Origin of the sequence: Desulforamulus hydrothermalis Lam5 = DSM 18033 (genome assembly GCF_000315365.1) — a bacterium.
GTDB lineage: Bacteria > Bacillota > Desulfotomaculia > Desulfotomaculales > Desulfotomaculaceae > Desulfotomaculum > Desulfotomaculum hydrothermale.
The window spans coordinates 1-16,907 of sequence record NZ_CAOS01000014.1 but is presented as its reverse complement, the minus strand read 5'-3'; the positions used below and the strand labels follow the sequence as shown (position 1 = coordinate 16,907).

16 protein-coding genes, 1 pseudogene and 1 riboswitch are annotated in these 16,907 nt (G+C 53.3%); all 17 genes and pseudogenes read right to left on the bottom strand.

What is annotated here, in order from left to right; genetic code table 11:
• Positions 1-19: 19 nt before the first annotated feature.
• Positions 20-1,285, bottom strand: coding sequence for a phosphoribosylamine--glycine ligase (purD, locus tag DESHY_RS12025; RefSeq protein ID WP_008413143.1), 1,266 nt, complete (start codon positions 1,283-1,285; stop codon positions 20-22).
• A gap of 35 nt (positions 1,286-1,320) precedes the next feature.
• Positions 1,321-2,865 carry a bifunctional phosphoribosylaminoimidazolecarboxamide formyltransferase/IMP cyclohydrolase gene (gene purH / locus DESHY_RS12020; protein WP_072866182.1) on the bottom strand — a complete coding sequence of 515 codons (1,545 nt, stop codon included), beginning with the start codon at positions 2,863-2,865 and terminating at the stop codon, positions 1,321-1,323.
• Positions 2,852-3,484 carry a phosphoribosylglycinamide formyltransferase gene (gene purN / locus DESHY_RS12015; protein ID WP_008413140.1) on the bottom strand — a complete coding sequence of 211 codons (633 nt, stop codon included), beginning with the start codon at positions 3,482-3,484 and terminating at the stop codon, positions 2,852-2,854. Before purN ends, purH begins: the two co-directional genes overlap by 14 nt.
• Positions 3,485-3,500: 16 nt before the next feature.
• A complete protein-coding gene (gene purM, locus DESHY_RS12010) occupies positions 3,501-4,553 on the bottom strand; it encodes a phosphoribosylformylglycinamidine cyclo-ligase (RefSeq protein ID WP_008413139.1) in 1,053 nt (350 codons plus the stop codon).
• Positions 4,554-4,565: 12 nt separating this feature from the next.
• On the bottom strand, positions 4,566-5,990 hold the full coding sequence (purF, locus tag DESHY_RS12005; RefSeq protein WP_008413137.1) for an amidophosphoribosyltransferase: 1,425 nt from the start codon (positions 5,988-5,990) through the stop codon (positions 4,566-4,568).
• Entirely contained in the window at positions 5,975-8,200 is a 2,226-nt protein-coding gene (purL, locus tag DESHY_RS12000; RefSeq protein WP_008413135.1) for a phosphoribosylformylglycinamidine synthase subunit PurL, read from the bottom strand. The genes purF and purL overlap by 16 nt, the downstream gene beginning before the upstream one ends.
• Entirely contained in the window at positions 8,201-8,902 is a 702-nt protein-coding gene (gene purQ, locus DESHY_RS11995) for a phosphoribosylformylglycinamidine synthase subunit PurQ (protein ID WP_008413133.1), read from the bottom strand.
• A 3-nt stretch (positions 8,903-8,905) separates the two neighbouring features.
• Positions 8,906-9,154, bottom strand: coding sequence for a phosphoribosylformylglycinamidine synthase subunit PurS (gene purS / locus DESHY_RS11990; protein ID WP_008413132.1), 249 nt, complete (start codon positions 9,152-9,154; stop codon positions 8,906-8,908).
• Positions 9,155-9,194: 40 nt separating this feature from the next.
• A complete protein-coding gene (gene purC, locus DESHY_RS11985; protein WP_008413130.1) occupies positions 9,195-9,902 on the bottom strand; it encodes a phosphoribosylaminoimidazolesuccinocarboxamide synthase in 708 nt (235 codons plus the stop codon).
• A 29-nt stretch (positions 9,903-9,931) separates the two neighbouring features.
• Positions 9,932-11,224: an adenylosuccinate lyase gene (gene purB / locus DESHY_RS11980; protein ID WP_008413129.1), complete on the bottom strand. Its 1,293-nt coding sequence runs from the start codon at positions 11,222-11,224 to the stop codon at positions 9,932-9,934.
• 31 nt (positions 11,225-11,255) lie between these two features.
• On the bottom strand, positions 11,256-11,771 hold the full coding sequence (gene purE / locus DESHY_RS11975; protein ID WP_008413127.1) for a 5-(carboxyamino)imidazole ribonucleotide mutase: 516 nt from the start codon (positions 11,769-11,771) through the stop codon (positions 11,256-11,258).
• Positions 11,772-11,808: 37 nt separating this feature from the next.
• Positions 11,809-13,182, bottom strand: coding sequence for an NCS2 family permease (locus DESHY_RS11970; RefSeq protein WP_008413125.1), 1,374 nt, complete (start codon positions 13,180-13,182; stop codon positions 11,809-11,811).
• A gap of 253 nt (positions 13,183-13,435) precedes the next feature.
• Positions 13,436-13,536, bottom strand: a riboswitch (purine riboswitch).
• Between the two features lie 394 nt (positions 13,537-13,930).
• Complete coding sequence (gene pruA / locus DESHY_RS11965) at positions 13,931-15,478, bottom strand: L-glutamate gamma-semialdehyde dehydrogenase (RefSeq protein ID WP_008413119.1); 1,548 nt, start codon at positions 15,476-15,478, stop codon at positions 13,931-13,933.
• A gap of 44 nt (positions 15,479-15,522) precedes the next feature.
• Positions 15,523-15,918, bottom strand: a complete 396-nt coding sequence (locus tag DESHY_RS11960) for a hypothetical protein (RefSeq protein ID WP_143147803.1) — start codon at positions 15,916-15,918, stop codon at positions 15,523-15,525.
• A 73-nt stretch (positions 15,919-15,991) separates the two neighbouring features.
• Positions 15,992-16,261, bottom strand: a complete 270-nt coding sequence (locus DESHY_RS14910) for an ATP-binding protein (RefSeq protein ID WP_420795119.1) — start codon at positions 16,259-16,261, stop codon at positions 15,992-15,994.
• Positions 16,233-16,433: pseudogene (locus DESHY_RS14905) on the bottom strand (ATP-binding protein); the annotation flags it as partial. The gene DESHY_RS14910 and the pseudogene DESHY_RS14905, both read right to left, overlap by 29 nt.
• A 293-nt stretch (positions 16,434-16,726) precedes the next feature.
• A partial coding sequence (locus DESHY_RS14415) for a hypothetical protein (protein WP_207635920.1) occupies positions 16,727-16,907 on the bottom strand: 181 nt, incomplete at its 5' end.

Genomic DNA, 16,907 nt, shown 5'->3' with positions numbered 1-16,907 from the left:
CTGCCTGCGGCCTCAACGATTACCTGTTAACTGCCTTTTGCCCGATATCCGTACGGTAATGGGCGCCGGCAAATTCAATGGCCGCTACGCCCTGGTAAGCCCGGCGGATGGCCTCCGGGATATCCCGCCCCAGGGCGGTTACCCCCAGCACCCGGCCGCCGTTGGTAACAATTTTACCGTCCCGCCGGGCGGTGCCGGCATGGAATACTTGTACACCGTCCGGCACCCGCTCCAGGCCTTTGATCGCCTGGCCGGTTTCGTATTTGCCGGGATAGCCGCCGGCGGCCATCACCACACAAACGGCCGCTCCCTCTTGCCAGACAATGGGCTGCCGGGCCAGGCGTCCTTCCAATACGGCTTCAATAATATCCACCAGGTCTGTTTTCAGTAAAGCCAGCACCGGCTGGGTTTCGGGGTCGCCAAACCGGGCATTGAATTCCAACACCTTCGGCCCCTCCGGGGTTACCATCAGGCCGGCATACAAAACCCCCCGGTAATGCCTGCCCTCGGCGGCCATAGCCCGTACGGTGGGATAAAGTATATCCTTTAACACTTTATCCGCCAGTTCCGGCGTATATACCGGCGCCGGGGCATATGCTCCCATACCGCCGGTATTGGGACCGGTATCCTGGTCGCCCGCCCGTTTGTGATCCTGGGCCGCCACCATGGGCACAACCGTTTCACCGTCCACAAAGGCCAGTACGCTGACCTCTTCACCCTGTAAATATTCCTCAATAACCACCTTATCACCGGCTCGCCCGAAAGCCCGCTCGGCCATGATCATATCCACTGCCGCCAGCGCTGTTTCCAGGTCCTCCGCCACGATAACACCCTTGCCCGCGGCCAGCCCGTCGGCTTTAATAACGCAGGGCGCCCCGTATTTTTGCACATAGGCCCGGGCCTCCGCCGCATTGTCAAAAGTAGCGTAACGGGCGGTGGGGATATGATACTTGGCCATTAAATCCTTGGCCATGGCCTTGCTCCCTTCAATTTCGGCGGCCGCCCGGGAGGGACCGAATATTTTTAAGCCTTCTTTTTCAAATAAATCTACGATACCGTTGGTCAGGGGTATTTCCGGCCCCACCACCGTCAAGTCAATTTGTTCTTGTTTGGCAAAGTCCAGCAGGCCGTTTATGTCTGCCGCGGCAATGTTTACACACACAGCCAGGTTTGCCATGCCGGCATTGCCCGGTGCGCAAAAAATTTCCTTCACCCGGGGGCTTTGCCGCAATTTCCAAACCAGAGCATGTTCCCGTCCGCCGCTGCCAACCACCAGTATTTTCATGTATCCCACTCCACCCAATGAAAGTTATCTGAACATTAATGCTTGAAATGCCGCAAACCGGTAAATACCATGGCTATGCCGTGCTGGTTGCAGGCCGCCACAGACTCATCATCCCGGATGGAGCCACCCGGCTGAATGATCGCGGCAATACCTGCCCTGGCCGCCTCGTCCACCGTATCCCGGAAGGGGAAGAAGGCATCACTGGCCAGCACAGCACCTTTAGCCTGGGAACCTGCCTGGGCCAGGGCAATGCGGGCTGCGCCCACCCGGTTCATTTGCCCGGCCCCCACACCGATAATCCGGCCGTCTTTTGCCAGTACGATGGCGTTAGACTTGACATGTTTCACCACCGTCATGGCAAACAACAGGTCTTTTATTTCATGATCCGCCGGCCGGCGTTCAGTCGCCACCTGCAGCCGGTCCGGCGCGGCCGCTGCCCGGTCGGCCTGCTGCACCAGCAGCCCGCCGTTAACCTTTCTTACTTCCAGCAGATCTGTGGTTTGCCCGCTTAACGGTCCCGTCTTAAGCAGCCGCAGGTTTGCTTTTTGCTTTAAAAGGGCCAATGCTTCGTCAGTAAAATCAGGCGCCACCACCGCTTCCAGGAAAATCTGCGCCATTTGCTCGGCAGTTGCGGCATCCACCTGCCGGTTGCAGGCAACAATACCGCCAAAGGCGGAAACCGGGTCGGCTGCCAGCGCTTTTTGGTAAGCGGCCGCCAGCGATTCTGCTATGGCTGCCCCGCAGGGATTGTTGTGCTTAATAATCACCGCACAGGGTTCAGGGAATTCCCGCACCAACTCCAAAGCACTGTTGGCATCCAGAATGTTGTTATAGGACAATTCCTTGCCGTGCAGCTGTTCCGCATTGGCAATGCAGGGGCCGGTTACGGCCGGGTCACGGTAAAAGGCTGCCTGCTGGTGGGGATTCTCGCCGTAACGCAAATCCTGGGATTTTACCAGCGACAGGCTGAACACCGGCGGGAAACCCGCCTGGCCCTGCAGGCCCTGCAGGTAATTGGCGATGGCTGTATCATAAGCGGCCGTATGGGCAAAGGCCTCGCCGGCCAGATCCAGGCGCAGGGTCGGGGAAAGATCACCCTCTTGCTCCAGAGCCGCCAGCACCTGGCCATAACGGGCGGGATTAACCACAATCCCCACATAGGCATGGTTTTTGGCTGCCGCCCGTACCATGGCCGGCCCACCGATATCTATATTTTCAATGGCATCCGCCAGGGTAACATCCGGCTTGGCAATGGTTTCCCGGAAGGGATAAAGGTTGACCACCACCAGGTCAATGGGGGTAATCTTGTGCTCTTTCAACTGTTCTAAATGTTCCTGGGTGCGCTGGGCCAAAATGCCGCCGTGCACCCCGGGATGCAGGGTTTTGACCCGGCCGTCCAGGATTTCCGGAAAACCGGTTACCTGGGATACATATAGCACCGGTAAGCCGGCCTCCTGCAGGGTTTTCGCCGTCCCCCCGGTGGAGACCAGCTCAATTCCCAGGGCAGCCAGCCCCCGGGCAAAGTCCACCAGACCGGTCTTGTCCGATACACTGATTAAAGCGCGCTTAATCTTCAACATGATCACGCTCCTGATCAATAAATACTTTTCTCCCCTGCACCCGCAAGCGTCCCTGGGCAAACAGCTTAACCGCCTCGGGATACAACCGGTGTTCTTGCCGGAGAATCCTGGCCGCCAGGGTATCCTCGGTATCATCGTCGTAAACCGGCACGGCTGCCTGTAAAATAATAGGCCCGGTATCAATGCCCTCGTCCACAAAATGAACCGTGCAACCGGCAATTTTTACCCCGTAGGCCAGAGCATCCCGCTGCCCGTGCAGGCCCGGAAAAGCAGGCAATAAAGCAGGATGAATGTTCATCATCCGGTTGGGAAAAGCCTGCAGCAGGGGCTCCCCCACCAGCCGCAGGTAGCCGGCCAGGCATACCAGTTGTACCCCGTAGGACTGCAGTATTTTCACCAGCTCCCTTTCATAATCGTGTTTGTTGGCAAAATCCTGCGGGTTGACATGGAAGGCCGGAATGCCTGCGGCTCGCGCCCTGTCCAGGGCATAGGCGCCGGCCTTATCGCTCAGCACCACCACCACCCGGGCCGGCACCAGGCCTTGGCGGCAGCCGTCGATAATGGCTTGTAAGTTAGAACCACGTCCCGAGGCCAGGACACCCACTCTTAGTTTTTCCATGTTTTTACTCTCCAGATTATTCATATACATACTCCACTGCCGGTTCCCCAGCCGCTGCCCGGCCAATAAGGTAAGCTGTTTCGCCCAGCCGTTGCAGTTCCTGTAATACTGCCGGCGCCTCGGCAGCCGGTACCACCAGCACCATGCCGATCCCCATGTTAAAGGTGCGCAACATTTCCGGCTCGGCCACCTGTCCAATCTGTTGAATCAAGCTGAACACCGCCGGTACCGGCCAGGCTGTGCGGTTTAATACCGCCTTTACCCCCGTGGGCAGTATGCGGGGCAGGTTTTCCGTCAAGCCGCCGCCGGTGATATGGGCCAGGCCCTTGACAGCAAACTTGTTCAGCAGGTGCAAAACAGTTTTCACATAAATGCGGGTGGGGGTCAGCAGTTCTTCACCCACTGTGCGGCCCAGCTGTGGCACATAGGTGTCCGGCCGGTAGCCTGCCACTTCCAGCAGAGCCTGGCGGGCCAGGGAATAACCGTTGCTGTGCAGGCCGGAGGAAGCCAAACCAATGATGCTGTCGCCCGCTGCAATGGTTTGACCGTCGATAATCCGGCTGCGCTCCGCCACACCTACAGCAAAACCGGCAATGTCATACTCCTCCTCGCTGTAAAAGCCCGGCATCTCGGCGGTTTCACCGCCGATTAAGGCACAGCCGGCTTGGCGACAGCCTGCGGCCACCCCGCTGACAATCTCAGCCACCCGTTCGGGCAGCAACTTGCCCACCGCCAGATAATCCAGGAAAAACAACGGTTCTGCTCCCTGGGCCAGAATATCGTTAACACACATGGCCACCGCATCAATGCCGATGGTGTTGTGAACACCCGTTAACTGGGCCACCTTTAACTTGGTGCCCACGCCATCAGTACCCGCTACCAGCACCGGTTCCTGATAGCGTCCGGCCGGTAAAGCAAACAAACCGCCAAAGCCGCCAATATCTGTCAGCACCTCCGGGCGAAAGGTACTGCGCACCGCCTGTTTCATTAAATGCACCGCCCGGTTGCCGGCCTCGATGTCTACCCCCGCACCGGCGTAGGTAAGGGGTTGTGATTGAGGCTGGGACATGACAAAACCCCCTTATTCTAAACTATACTTGCCGCTTTCCTTAGGCTTGGCTACCTCCACCGGATAGTGACCGTTAAAGCAGGCTGTGCAGAAATGATTTTGCCGGGGCGCAAAAATATCCAGCAAGCCCTCTAAACTAAGGTAATGCAGGCCGTCGGCATCAATGTTGCGGCGGATCTCTTCCAGCGGCAACTTGGCTGCAATCAACTCTTGTTCGTCCGAGGTATCAATGCCGTAATAGCAGGAGCGGCGCACCGGCGGCGAGCTGATGCACAGGTGTACCTCCCGGGCCCCCGCCTGCCGCAGCATGGCTACCAGTTTTTGGCTGGTAGTGCCCCGTACGATAGAATCGTCCACCATCACCACGCGCTTATCCTGCAGCACTTCCCGGATGGGATTTAATTTGAGCTTAACGCCTATTTCCCGCATGGCCTGGGTGGGCTGAATAAAGGTGCGGCCCACATAACGGTTTTTCATCAAACCTTCTTCAAAGGGAATGCCGGACTCCTCTGCATAACCCCTGGCTGCCGCCGTCCCGGAATCCGGTACCGCAATCACAATATCCGCCGCCACCGGATATTCCCGGGCCAGCTGCCGCCCCATTTCCCGCCGCACCAGGTTAACGTTAAAGCCGTCCAGAGTGCTGTCAGGCCTGGCAAAGTAAATATATTCAAAAATACAATGGGCCGGCTGTTGGGCTGTTAAGCCCCGGGTGACCGTCAGGCCCGACTGGTCGATGCGAATAATTTCCCCCGGTTCAATATCCCGCAGGAAGGCGGCGCCCACCGTGGTCAGGGCGCAGGACTCGGAAGCAACCACATAGGCATCCCCCAGCCGGCCCAGACACAGGGGACGGAAACCGTGAGGATCCCGGGCGGCATAGAGGGCATTTTCGGTTAGTATTAGCAGTGAATAAGCCCCTTTTACATCAATCATACATTTCATCAAGGCTTCTTCCAAACTGTTGGCGTTATAACGGGCAATCAGGTTTACCACCACTTCACTGTCGGTGGAGGACTGGAAAACCGAACCGGTGGCAGCCAGCTGTGCTCTCAATTCGGTGATGTTGGTAATATTGCCGTTGTGGGCTAAACCCAGCATACCTTTAGCATAACGAAATACCAGGGGCTGGGCATTAAGGGGCTGGCTGGCCCCGGTGGTGGAATAGCGCACATGGCCGATGGCAGCCGGGCCGCAGAACTGTTCCAGCTGCTGCCCGGTAAAAACCTCGGTTACCAGTCCCATACCCTTATGCAGTTGTATCTGGCGGCCGTCTGCCACGGCAATGCCGGCGCTTTCCTGGCCCCGGTGCTGCAGCGCATGCAGGCCGTAATAAGTCAGCCTGGCCACATCCAGGCCGGCACCGTAGATGCCGAAAACACCGCATTCTTCCACCGGTTTATCCGGCAACAGCAAGTTAGCTACTTCATTAGACAAGGTATCGCCCCCCGCCAGGTTTCTGCCAGCCGGGTCACCGGCAGGTTCACCAGGGTACCGCCGCAGCCGGTGCAGCCGGGATTTACCACATTAATCACCAGTGACTCGCCGCCCACGGTACCCAACTGGCTGTAAGGAACGCCGGCAGCCACCAGTTTTTTCACCAGTTCAACGCTGCGCTGCCGATCCACACTAATAATAATGCGGGACTGTGTTTCGCCAAATAACAGGGCATCGCCCCGGAAGCGGCGCACCATGGTAATGTCTGCCCCCAGTCCGCCGGCTATGCAGCATTCCGCCAGGGCCACCGCCAGTCCTCCTTCGGCACAATCGTGGGCGGATTTAATCAGCCCGCTCTTGATTTCGGCCAGTACAAAATGCTGCACCTTTTTCTCCAGATGCAAATCCAGGGCAGGCGGTTTGCCTTTGGTTAAACCAAAATGTACTTTTAAATATTCGCTGCCGCCCAGTTCCGGCAGGGTCTCGCCAATAAGAAAAACAGCATCCCCCGCCTGCTTAAAGCCCTGGGTGCAAACATGCGCCAGGTTTTCCACCAGGCCCACCATGCCGATGGTGGGTGTGGGATAAACCGCACTGCCCTGGCTTTCATTATAAAAACTGACATTGCCGCCGGTAACCGGAGTTTCCAGCACCCGGCAGGCTTCGGCCATACCTTCGATACACTGCCAAAAAGTCCACATAACTTCCGGTTTTTCCGGGTTGCCAAAATTTAAGCAGTTGGTCACAGCCAGCGGTTTAGCACCGGCACAAACCAGGTTGCGGGCAGCCTCAGCCACCGCAATGGCCGCACCGGTTTTGGGATCCAGGAAACAGTAGCGCCCGTTGCAGTCAGTGGTCATGGCAATTCCTTTGTCGGTACCCTTGACCCGCAGCACTGCCGCAGCAGCACCGGGAGGCACCACTGTATTTAAGCCCACCATATAGTCGTACTGCTGATAAACATACTGCTTGCTGGCAATGTTGGGGGAAGCCAGCAATTGCAACAACAACTCGTTATAATCAGCGGGCAGGTTTAGGTTGTCCAGCGGGTAGTTCTGCACTTCCTTCAGGTAAGCCGGTTCCCGGGTGGGGCGGTAATAAACCGGCGCCTGCTCAGTTAAAGCCCGGGCGGGAATCTCCGCCACCACCTGAGGGCCCTCTTTAATCCGCAGCAGGCCGTCCCCGGTAACCCGGCCCACCACCACCGCATCCAAATCCCACTTGGCAAATATCTCTTTTACTTTATCTTCCGTTCCTTTTTGTACCACCAGCAGCATCCGTTCCTGGGATTCCGAAAGCATGATTTCATAAGGAGTCATGCCCGCTTCCCGGCGGGGAACCAGGGCCAGATCCATTTCCAGGCCGGTGCCGGCCCGGCTGGCCATCTCGCAGGAAGAACTGGTGAGGCCCGCCGCCCCCATATCCTGAATGCCCACCACATAGCCGGTTTTAATAACCTCCAGACAGGCCTCCAAAAGAAGTTTTTCCATAAAGGGATCGCCCACCTGAACGGCCGGACGCTTGTCGGCCGCCGCCTCAGACAGTTCCTCGGAAGCAAAGGTGGCCCCGTGGATGCCGTCCCGCCCGGTTTTGGCGCCCACCACCAGCACCGGGTTGCCGATGCCTGCGGCAACCCCTTTTTTAATGTGGCGCTGGTCCAGCAAACCCACACACATTACGTTAACCAGACAGTTGTCTTTGTAGCAGTCCTCAAAGTAAACTTCGCCGCCCACTGTGGGAACGCCGATGCAGTTGCCATAACCGCTGATGCCGGCCACCACGCCTTCAAACAGGTAGCGCACCCGGGGGTTGTCCAACCGGCCAAAGCGCAGGCTGTCCAGCACCGCCACCGGTCTGGCTCCCATGGTGAAAATATCGCGCAGAATACCGCCCACACCGGTGGCAGCACCCTGGTAGGGCTCGATAGCCGAAGGGTGATTGTGGCTTTCAATTTTAAAAACCACCGCCTGCCCGTCGCCGATATCCACAATACCGGCATTTTCGCCCGGTCCCTGCAGGATGGCCGGTCCTTCGGTGGGCAACGTTTTCAAAGCGGGACGGGATGTCTTGTAACTGCAGTGTTCCGACCACATGACAGCAAAAATGCCCAGCTCTACATAATTAGGTTCCCGGCCCAGGATGTCCAGGATTTTTTCATATTCTGAGTCGGTGAGGCCCATCTCACGCCATACCCTGGGATCCGTAGTCATCTAGCCGCACCTCCTCTGCCAGAAATCCAGAAGTGATTGGAAGATAAGTTGTCCGTCGGTATTGCCCAGCACTGCTTCGGCACAGCGTTCCGGGTGAGGCATCATGCCCAGCACATTGCCCTGCCGGTTGCAAATGCCGGCAATATTGTTAAGCGAACCGTTGGGGTTGGCAGCCGGGGTTACTTCGCCTTGCGGGTTGCAGTAGCGGAAAATTACTTGATTGTTTGCTTCTAACTGTTGGAGGGTTTCCTGATCGGCATAGTAATTTCCTTCACCGTGGGCAATGGGGATTTTCATAACCTGTCCTTTGGCTGCCCGGCAAGTAAAGGGGGTGGTATTGTTTTCAAGGCGCAGAAAAGTATCGTGGCACAGAAACTGTAAATTTTTATTGCGGTGCAAAGCGCCGGGCAGCAGGCCGGCCTCGGTAAGAATCTGAAAACCGTTGCAAATGCCTATCACCAGTCCACCCCGGCGGGCAAACTCAACGATTGGCCGCATCACCGGCGAAAACCTGGCTATGGCACCGCATCTTAAGTAATCTCCGTAAGAAAATCCCCCGGGCAGCACAATACAGTCAAAGCCGTCCACACTGCCCGTTTTGTGCCAAATGTACTCGGCCGGCTGCCCGGTTACGGTTTGAATGGCGTGCAGGCAATCGGCGTCACAGTTGGAGCCGGGGAAAACCACCACTCCAAATTTCACCCTTTACACCTCCACCAGTTCAAATGTATAATCTTCAATTACCGGGTTCACCAGCAGTTTATCGCACATGTCCCGCACTTGTTTCTCGGCGGCAGCCCGGTCGGCTGCCTCCAAATCAACCACCATATAGCGCCCGATGCGCACTTCGGACACGTTGTGGTAGCCCAGAGCAAACAGGGACTTGCGCACCACGCTGCCCTGCGGATCCAACACACTTTTCCTAAGGGTTACGTAAATCTTTGCTTGCCACACGTTAAACCCTCCCTTTGCATAGCCTTCAGAATTTAGTGATTTACTCCCCGGTCAATCTCCTCAGCACTTCCCGGTAAGCTCCGGCCACGTTGCCCAAATCCCGGCGGAAGCGGTCTTTATCCAGTTTTTCGCCGGTGGTTTTATCCCAGAAACGGCAGGTGTCCGGCGATATTTCATCGCCCAGCAGCACCTGGCCCTTGTGCAGGCCAAACTCCAATTTATAATCTATCAGGTCAATGTTGACCGGGGCTAAATACTGCCGCATAATCTCGTTAACCCGCAGGGCGGTTTCCTTAATATAAGCCATTTGCTCGGGGGTGGCCAGTTCCAATGCAGCGATGTGCGAAGCGTTGATTAAGGGGTCGCCCAGTGCATCATCCTTATAATAATATTCCAGCACCGTCCGGGGCAGAAGTGTACCTTCGGGCAAACCGATGCGCTTGGCCAGGGAACCCGCCACGATATTGCGCACCACCACTTCCACCTTGATAATTTGCAGGGCTTTGACAATCATTTCACGGTCGCTGACCAGTTCCACAAAGTGAGTGGGAATGCCTTCTTTTTCCAGCAATTGAAAAAACACCGCAGATACTTTGTTGTTCACTACCCCTTTATTGTCAATGGTGCCTTTTTTTTGCCCGTTAAAGGCAGTGGCGTCGTCCTTGTACTCCACCCAGTAATAATCAGGGTTGTCGGTACGGTAAACCTTTTTGGCTTTGCCTTCGTAAATCATCGCTAATTTTTGCATAAGAACCCTCCCCCTTCATTTAATAATCTTTATAAGCCAAAGCGCTTGTAAATTTCGTCAATATGCCTCAGGTGGTAGCCGTAATCAAACAAGCCTGCCAGTTCTGCGTCGGTTAAACGGGCCTTAATGTCTGCATCCGCCTGCAAAAGCTCCAAAAATTTGGTGCCGGTGCGCCAGGCCTGCATGGCATTGCGCTGCACCAGTTCATAGGCCCTTTCCCGGCTCAGTCCTTTATCTACCAGGGCCAGCAGCACCCGCTGGGAAAATACCAGGCCCAGGGTTTTCTCTAAGTTGCGCTTCATGTTTTCCGGGTAAACCAGCAGTTTTTCCATAATGCCGGTAAACCTGTACAGCATAAAATCCAGGGCGGTGGTGCTGTCCGGAATGATTACCCGTTCCGCCGAAGAGTGGGAGATATCCCGTTCGTGCCAGAGGGTAACATTATCCAGGGCAGCCATGGCATTGGCCTTTACCACCCGGGACAAACCGGACACGTTTTCCGCCGTGATGGGGTTGCGTTTGTGGGGCATGGCGGAAGATCCCTTTTGCCCCTGGTTAAAGTATTCTTCTACTTCTAAAATATCGGTGCGCTGCAAATTGCGGATTTCGGTGGCAAACTTGTCCAGAGAAGCCGCAATGACCGCCAGGGTGCATAAATACTCAGCATGACGGTCCCGCTGGATGATCTGGGTAGATACCCTGGCCGGCTGAAGTCCCAGCTTCCGGCATACGTACGCTTCCACCCGGGGGTCTATATTGGCATAGGTGCCCACCGCCCCTGAGATGGCCCCCACACTGACAGTTTTAACAGCCTGCTGCAGCCGCTCGATATTGCGTTCGGTTTCTGCCACCCAGAGCAGCATTTTAAGGCCGAAGGTCATCGGCTCCGCATGGATGCCGTGGGTGCGGCCGATCATCAAGGTGTGCCGGTGTTCCCCGGCCCTGTCCAGCAGTACCTGGCGCAGCCGCTGCAAGCGTTTCAGCAGCAGTTCCCCGGCTTCCTTCATGCGTACACACTGGGCGGTATCCACCACATCCGAAGAAGTCAGGCCCATGTGGATATACTTGGCATCCTCTCCGACGTTTTCAGCTACGCAGGTCAAAAAGGCAATCACATCATGGCGGGTCACTTCTTCAATTTCTAATATACGCTCCACCGTAAAAGCGGCCCGCTGTTTAATGTTTTCCAGAGCGGCTGCCGGAATCTGCCCCAGCTGAGCCATGGCTTCGCAGGCAGCAATCTCCACCTCCAGCCACTTTTGAAACTTGTTTTGGTCAGACCAAATATGCTTCATTTCCGGTAAAGTGTAGCGTTCAATCATCTGTTCTGCGGCCTCCGTTTCCTAACTGACACTATTTAGCGTTCAAATATCCGTCCACGCCAAATTCCTTTAGCCTGGCGTCCTTTTCCTCCACTTCCGCAGCCAAATGTTCTTTAAACCGGTACAGCTGCTGCTGCAGGGACGCATCCGTTAAGGCAATCATCTGGGCTGCCAAGATGGCGGCATTTTTGGCGCCGTTAACCGCCACCGAAGCCACCGGAACGCCCGGGGGCATCTGGGCGATGGCATACAGGGCATCCACCCCGTTGAGGGCACCTGACTTAACCGGCACCCCGATCACCGGCAACACCGTGTGGGCTGCCAGCACCCCCGGCAGGTGAGCCGCCAGCCCGGCGGCAGCGATAATAACCTTCAGCCCCCGGGAAGCAGCCGATTTAGCGTAGGCAGCGGTTTTATCCGGGGCCCGGTGGGCGGAGGAAATATTCAACTCGTAGGGTATACCGAACTTCTCCAGGGTTTGCACGGCATCCTTCATCAAGGGCAGGTCGGAATCGCTGCCCAGCACAATACCTACCAGGGCTGACATGGCATAACCTCCTTAAAATAATTAAATATTTTTACGTTTATTCCCCACCCAGGAAAATATAACGGGTGATTACCAGGACAAACAGGATGTACATTAACCAGTGCACTTCTTTGGCCCGGCCGGACAGAACCTTTAGGGCAGTGTAGAAAATAATACCTGCGGCAATGCCGTTGGCAATGCTGTAAGTAAAGGGCATCAAGGTAAAGGTCATAAAGGCCGGGAACCCTTCGGTAAAGTCGTCGAAATCAATCTCCCGCACCGCTGAAACCATCAGTACCCCTACAATAATCAAGGCAGGCGCGGTGGCGGCACTGGGGATTAAGCCGGCCAGCGGGGCCAGGGCCAGGGCCAGCAGGAACAAAACACCGGTGGTAACAGCCGTTAAACCGGTACGGCCGCCCTCGCCGATGCCGGCGGCACTTTCTACATAGGCGGTCACCGTACTGGTACCCATCAACGCACCGAAGGAAACCCCCAGGGCATCCACCAGCATAGCCCGACCGATTCTGGGCGACTGGCCGTTTTTATCCAGCAGGCCCGCTTTATCGGCAGTGCCCACCAGGGTGCCGAAGGTATCAAACAATTCCACAAAGGTAAAGGTGAATACCACCGTCCAGATACCCATATGCAGGGCGCCCATAATATCCAGTTTGCCCACGTTAAGGTTGCTGAAATCCGGCAGCGCAAAGGGGCTAAAGTTTTCCGGGATAACCGTAACGCCCAGGGGAATGCCAATCAGGGTGGAAACCAGGATACCGATCAGCAAGGAGCCTTTAACCCGGTTGGCCATCAATACGGATGTCACAGCCAGGCCGATCAGAGTTAATAAGGTAGCCGGATTATGAAAGGAACCCAGGAAGATGTTCCACTCAAAAAACTTGAGGGTTGCTACCCCGCCGTCTTGCAGGGCTTGCAGGGTGGGGGGAATTACCGGGCCCGCCTTAACAACGGTAAGTTCAGATAATTTTAAGCCAATGATGGTGATAAATAAGCCGATACCCACCGTAATGGCCCGTTTGAGGGAATTGGGCACCGCCACAACCAGAATTTGGCGCACCTTGGTAACTGTTAAAATAACAAAGATAATACCGGAAATAAATACCGCACCAAGGGCTACCTGCCAGGGCATACCCACATGCTGGGCAGCCACCGCGGCAAAAAAGGCATTAAGGCCCATACCGGGCGCCAGGGCGATGGGAAAATTAACAAACAAACCCATGGCAATGGTTACCACACCGGCCGCCATAGCTGTGGCAAAAAATACGGCGTTCTTGTCCATGCCGGTGCCGGCCAGGATGTTGGGGTTGAGGAACAGAATATAAGCCATGGTCATAAAGGTGGTCAGACCGGCAATAATTTCTGTCCGCACAGTGGTGTTGTGTTCTTTGAGTTTGAAAAACTGTTCCAGCACTTGATGTCTTCCTCCTTAGCAAAATAAAGTGGCGGGATGTCTGGTTAGTCATTTTCCAGGTATTATGACCCTAAGAAAATTTATCATGCAGTTCAGGTTGTTGCGATAACCGTAAAACAAAAAAGCCCAGAACGATAGGTTTCATTCTAAGCAGAGTGAAACCTACCGCCTGGGCTTTTATCCCTATCGGTGTAGCGCAAAAACGCCTGTACCGCTCGGACCAAACCAACCACCCCTGGGGGTTGTGGAACCCTAGGTACACTTTCCCTCCCGTAGTCAGGCAATTTACGGTTGCCCGGTAGAAACACTTGAGCCAATTCCCAAGCATATACGGAATGATTAACTTGTACAATCTCATACTAGCAAGGCTGTGTGCATTTGTCAACGAACCAAAACAAATTTTTACATGGTTTTTATTTTCGTTTAACTTTTTCCGGCAACTGTTTGAATATAATGCCGGATCAAATCAAGCATCATGCATAAAGTTAATCAACCGGATTAACCTGAGCAGCGTAGCATGAATTATCCGTTTCACCGGACAACTGTCAATGGTTAAGGCACCTTGTAACAAAGAATATATTTTATAAAAAAAGCCCCCGGCTAAAGCGGGGATACAGGCGCGAATATACATTAAATAACTTATCTCAGTCACTCAGTATCATTGTGGTTTGCTAAGTTTACCCGTACCTATACAGTTGAGAAAGTTATTTAATGGTAATTATTGTTGTTTTATTTTAAGGATTTCAGTTTAATATTTTTCTGAAATAACCTTGGACTGTAAAAAAATCAGAAGATAATCTCTTCCTCCTGCCTTAGAATTTGTTCCGGACATGTTAAACCCCCCAAAAGGATGTACTCCAACCAGAGCACCGGTACATTTGCGGTTGAAATACAGATTGCCTACATGATATTTACTTCTGGCCATTTCCAGCTTACGGTGGTCCCGTGCAAAGACCGCCCCCGTCAGCCCGTACTCGGTGTTATTAGCTATCTCCAGCGCATGGTTATAATCTTTTGCCTTAATAAAGGCCAGCACCGGTCCGAAAATTTCTTCCTGGGCTATTACTGCATCGGGTGAAACATCTCCGAAGATAGTTGGCTGTAGATAATAACCTCCCAAGCTTTCTAATGTATTTCCACCCAGCAATAGTTTTCCTTCTTTTTTACCTATGGCTATATAGGACTTAATTCTGTTAAGGGAACTTTTATCAATCACCGGGCCAACAGGGTGATTGTCAATGGCTGCGCCTATGGTAAACTTACTGGTTTTTTCAACCACAGACTGAACCACTTGGTCATATACATCTTGAACAATTATAGCCCGGGAGCAGGCAGAACATTTCTGGCCCTGATAACCAAAGGCAGAAACGGTAATTGCAGTGGCAGCTGCCTCTAAATCAGCAGTACTGTCGACAACAATAGCATCCTTACCACCCATTTCGGCTGATACACGCTTGATATGGTGCTGACCTTTTACTGTTTTGGCAGCCAGTTCATTAATTCTTAAGCCTACTTCCTTGGAACCGGTAAAGTTAATAAATCTGGTTCTGGGACTGGTTACAAGGTAATCACCTATGGCCCCGCCACTGCCTGGCAAATAGTTTACCACTCCGTCCGGAAGCCCTGCTTCCCTAAGAATATTCATAAAGATTGCGGCTATCACAGGAGTATTGCTGGCAGGTTTTAATACTACCGTGTTGCCTGCAACAATCGCTGCAGCAGTCATCCCGGCCATAATTGCCAAGGGGAAATTCCAAGGTGGAATAACCACACCTACGCCAAGGGGGATATATATCAATTCATTATGTTCCCCTGGTGTTTTTACAAGTGGTTGGGGGCCTGCCAGGCGGTACATCTCCCGTCCGTAAAACTCTAAAAAGTCAATGGCTTCGGCCGTATCGGCATCGGCCTCTGCCCAGTTTTTGCCCGCTTCATAAACTAACCAGCTGGAAAGTTCATATTTTTTTTCCCTCATTATGGCTGCAGCCTTAAATAAGTAATCCGCTCGCTCCTGGGGTTCAACCTTTGACCACATACGAAAAGTCTGTTCTGCACTGCTGAGGGCTAGTTCAGCCAGCTCCGCTGAAGCTTTGCCAACATAGCCAACAACCTGGCTATTACAGGACGGGTCTATAGATGTAATTTTTTCTACGGTATAGATTTCTTCACCGTGAATAATAAGAGGATAATATTGCCCTAATTTTGCCCCTACCTGGTTTAAGGTTGACCTAAACTTGTCAATTACAAACCGGTTATTAAAATTTAATAACGGCTCGTTTGTAAAATCATTTAGCATTGGTGTCACCTCATTCGAGAAATAAATTTTAGATTTTGTGCTAATTAGGCTCTGCAGAGTGCTTTACCCTGATGATTATAAATTAAACTAAGATCTTTTCTTTTGTTTTGCACCACATAGATGCCCGGGTGTGGGTAATTTGGTGAGCTTAAATATTCTCGTAATAATTGGTTAATAATTACTTGCCTTACCTTTGATACGGGTAATTCTAAGGGGTAGTAAAAGGAAATGATTGCATTTCTCCTGCCATAAACTTGTTCTTCCCTGACCAATATCCCTTTATCGGCCATTTTAGAAAACTCCATGTACATATCAAATACTCTATCAGTTACGCTCCCCAAGGCAGCAGCAATTGCTTTTATTTCTTCCTCTCCTGGATTATAGCAACCAGTTATCTCTCCGGGTTTAAATGTAACCAGTAGCTTGCCTGGCTTAATCAATGTGTCAACGCCGACTTTATTTTGACCCACCATCGCCGGTTTAGAATTGACCCACCCGGCGATTTTTTGTTGGTTAGGTGGTAGAGGGGGAGCCGTAGGCTCCAGTCCTCATCTTCTCACGAAGTCGGTAACTATTCCCCCTAATATTGACGATGTGGGAATGGTGTAAGAGCCGATCCAGGATAGCCGTAGCAAGTATCGGATCGCCCATCAGTTCCCCCCATTCACCGAAACTCTTGTTGCTGGTCAACAGAATACTCCCTCTCTCGTATCTTGCACTTACTACCTGGAAAAAGAGGTTAGCTGCCAAACTGTCAAACGGTAAGTAACCAATTTTCGTCAATAATCAGGAGCTTTGGTCGAATATAGATGCGTAGGCGTTTATCCGGCCTGTTTTCCGTGTAAGCCTTTCGCAGATCTTCGATGATTTTCGAGAGACTGACAAAGTAAACGGATATTCGTTTGCAAGATGGCTTCCACAGCCAAACGCCCCCCGCGAAATGACTTTTTCCTACTCCCGGGAAGCCTTAAGAAAAAAAAATTTCCCGTGTCGGGGTACAAAAGTCATTCGTGGCCGCCTCCCGAATCAACCCGTCCCTCATGGCGGGGTGGGGAAGAAAAACCAAACTCCCCCAAGCGTTTTTCGGGAGGGCAAAGGGGCCGAATTTTGGTGCGGACCCCCCCCTATTCCCGTTTTTGGAATTTCCCCGTTTTCCTCTGAATCTAAAAAAAAAAGTTGGAAAAAAAGAAGGGAAAAGGGGGGGGGCTTTGGCCATGAACTTGGTCCCCTCTTCCAAATGGGGGGCATTCAAAAAAAAAGAAAGAGCCCGTTTGGGTGTGAAAAACCCCCAAAGTTTTTCCCCCATAAAAGCCAATAGACCCCGGGCTTGTTTGTTTTTTCCCTCATTTTAATAAAAACTTTGGCTCTCCCCTCCTCCTCCCCCTCCCTCCTCCAGTCCTTCTCCATTGAGTGAGTATAATAGAATAGG

Excerpts from the sequence above, each read along its gene's own strand:
- purC (WP_008413130.1), bottom strand. The coding sequence starts at position 9,902 with ATGCAAAAATTAGCGATGATTTACGAAGGCAAAGCCAAAAAGGTTTAC.
- purM (WP_008413139.1), bottom strand. The coding sequence starts at position 4,553 with ATGTCCCAGCCTCAATCACAACCCCTTACCTACGCCGGTGCGGGGGTA.
- purN (WP_008413140.1), bottom strand. The coding sequence starts at position 3,484 with ATGGAAAAACTAAGAGTGGGTGTCCTGGCCTCGGGACGTGGTTCTAAC.
- pruA (WP_008413119.1), bottom strand. The coding sequence starts at position 15,478 with ATGCTAAATGATTTTACAAACGAGCCGTTATTAAATTTTAATAACCGG.
- purE (WP_008413127.1), bottom strand. The coding sequence starts at position 11,771 with ATGTCAGCCCTGGTAGGTATTGTGCTGGGCAGCGATTCCGACCTGCCC.
- purD (WP_008413143.1), bottom strand. The coding sequence starts at position 1,285 with ATGAAAATACTGGTGGTTGGCAGCGGCGGACGGGAACATGCTCTGGTT.
- purL (WP_008413135.1), bottom strand. The coding sequence starts at position 8,200 with ATGACTACGGATCCCAGGGTATGGCGTGAGATGGGCCTCACCGACTCA.
- purB (WP_008413129.1), bottom strand. The coding sequence starts at position 11,224 with ATGATTGAACGCTACACTTTACCGGAAATGAAGCATATTTGGTCTGAC.
- purH (WP_072866182.1), bottom strand. The coding sequence starts at position 2,865 with ATGTTGAAGATTAAGCGCGCTTTAATCAGTGTATCGGACAAGACCGGT.